The sequence below is a fragment of the Cellulomonas sp. B6 genome, assembly GCF_001462455.1.
Taxonomy (GTDB): domain Bacteria; phylum Actinomycetota; class Actinomycetes; order Actinomycetales; family Cellulomonadaceae; genus Cellulomonas.
In genome coordinates this window covers 1-2,212 of record NZ_LNTD01000205.1, presented here as the reverse complement: position 1 = coordinate 2,212, position 2,212 = coordinate 1, and the positions used below count along the sequence as shown (strand labels likewise).

At 76.2% G+C, this 2,212-nt stretch carries 3 protein-coding genes; all 3 read right to left on the bottom strand.

Annotation, left to right across the window (positions count from 1 at the left end):
* Positions 1-417 (bottom strand): hypothetical protein (locus ATM99_RS15910; RefSeq protein WP_062103823.1); only part of this gene is annotated, 417 nt, incomplete at its 3' end.
* Between the two features lie 78 nt (positions 418-495).
* Positions 496-1,653, bottom strand: coding sequence for a 3-dehydroquinate synthase (gene aroB, locus ATM99_RS15905; RefSeq protein WP_062103822.1), 1,158 nt, complete (start codon positions 1,651-1,653; stop codon positions 496-498).
* The coding region (locus ATM99_RS15900; RefSeq protein WP_369798101.1) for a shikimate kinase at positions 1,650-2,212 on the bottom strand (563 nt) is incomplete at its 5' end. The genes ATM99_RS15900 and aroB, both read right to left, overlap by 4 nt.

The following is a 2,212-nucleotide window of genomic DNA, read 5'->3' as shown; positions in this document are numbered from 1 at the left end:
GGCCGCGGTACGCCGCGTGGTGACCGAGCCGAGCAGCACGAGCACGGCGTCGGCGTCGGCCGCGGCCTCCTCGTCGGTCCCGCGGACGGCGGCGGGGACCGGTCGCTGCCGGCTCTTGGCGCTCTCGACGGCGTCGCGGGCGCGCACGAACGCGTCGCCGGCACCGGCGCGCGGCGAGGCGGGCAGCGGCTCCACGACCGGCCCCGCGCCGACGCCCACGGACCAGCCGCCGCCCCGCAGCACGCGCAGCGCGGTGTCGACGACGACGGCGGGGTCGTCGAGCACGCCCTGCACCTCGTCGCCCACGGTGCGCTCGAAGCCGCGCACGGTCGCGACCTCGGCGAGCTCGCCGAGCAGCTCGGGGACGCGGTCGGCCCCGCGGCGGCTCCCCCGCTGGTCGATCGTCATGACGAACATGCCACAACCCTGTCAGGTTGTTCGCTGTCGCACAACCCCCGAAGGTTGTGCACGCGGATCACCGCCGGCCGACGACGCTCAGAGCAGCAGGCCACCTCCCGGCGACGCATCGGCCGAGATCTCGGCGTACGCCGCCGCCAGCACCGTCGGGTCGGGGCCCTCGAGCCGCGCCGGCTTCGCGAGCCCGTCGAGGACCACGAACCGCAGCAGGTCGCCGCGGGTCTTCTTGTCCCGACGCATCGCCGTCAGGAGCTGCTCCCAGCGGTCGCCGCGGTAGGTGACGGGCAGGCCGAGCGCCGTGAGGACCGACCGGTGACGCGCCACGACGTCCTCGTCGAGCCTGCCCGCGAGACGCGCGAGCTCGGCGACGAACACCATGCCGACCGAGACGGCGGCGCCGTGCCGCCACCGGTACCGCTCGACGTGCTCGACCGCGTGGCCGAAAGTGTGGCCGTAGTTGAGGATCTCGCGCAGCCCGGCCTCCCGCAGGTCCTCGCCGACGACGCGCGCCTTGGTGCGCACGGCACGCTCGACGAGCTCGGCCAGGACGGGCGACGACGCGGCCGCGACGGGGTCGCGCAGCAGGCCGGTGTGCGCCTCGACGAGGTCGAGGATCCGCGGGTCGTCGATGAACCCGCACTTGACGATCTCCGCGAGACCCGCGACGAAGTCGTGCGGGCTCATCGACTCCAGCGCCGCGAGGTCGCACAGCACACCCGCGGGCGGGTGGAACGCACCGACGAGGTTCTTGCCCTCGGCGGTGTTGATGCCGGTCTTGCCGCCGACCGCCGCGTCGACCATCCCCAGCACCGTCGTCGGCACCTGCACGACACGCACGCCGCGCAGCCACGTCGCCGCGACGAAGCCCGCGAGGTCGGTGGTCGCTCCCCCGCCGAGACCCACGACCGCGTCGGAGCGCGTGAACCCGGCCTGCCCGAGCACGCCCCACAGGAACGCGGCGACCTGCGCGGTCTTCTGCTCCTCGGCGTCGGGGACCTGCGCGAGGTACGCCTCGTAGCCGTGCGCGAGCAGGTCCGCGTGGACCGCCTCGGCGGACGTCGCCAACGCGGCGGGGTGCACGACCAGCACACGCTGCACGCCCTCGCCGAGCAGGCCCGGCAGCCGTCCGAGCAGGTGCCGCCCGATGACGACGTCGTACGGCTGCTCGCCGGCCACGCGCACGGTCTGCGCACCGTCGTCCCCGACGGGACGCCCGAGGTCGGGAGGCCCGCTCACGCGTCGCCCCCGACGGTGCGCAGCGCGCCGAGCGCGTCCTCCACGGCCTGCGCGACCTCACCCGGGCGCAGCCCGTCCGTCGACACCCGCACGGTCGCGACCTCCTCGTAGACGGGCCGGCGGGCCTCCATGAGCGCCTGCCACTGCGCGCGCGGGTTGCCGACGAGCAACGGGCGGGCCTGGTTGAACCCGACGCGCGGGGCGGCGTGGGCGAGGCTCACGTCGAGGAACACCACGACGCCGCCCTCCGCCCGGTACGCCGCCAGCGCGGCCCGGGACGCGTCGGCCAGCACGGCGCCGCCGCCGAGGGCGAGCACGCCGTCGTGCTCCGCGAGCGCGGTGGCGACCGCGTCGCGCTCGAGCTCGCGGAACCGCGGCTCGCCGTCCTCGACGAACACGTCGGCGACGGTCTTGCCGGCCGTCGCCTCGACGTCGGCGTCGGTGTCGCGCGCGGTGAGCTGCCAGCGCTGCGCGAGCGCGGCGGCGACCGTCGACTTCCCGGCACCCGGGGGGCCGACGAGCACGACGCGGGGACCGGGGGGCGGGGCGGCGGCTGGCA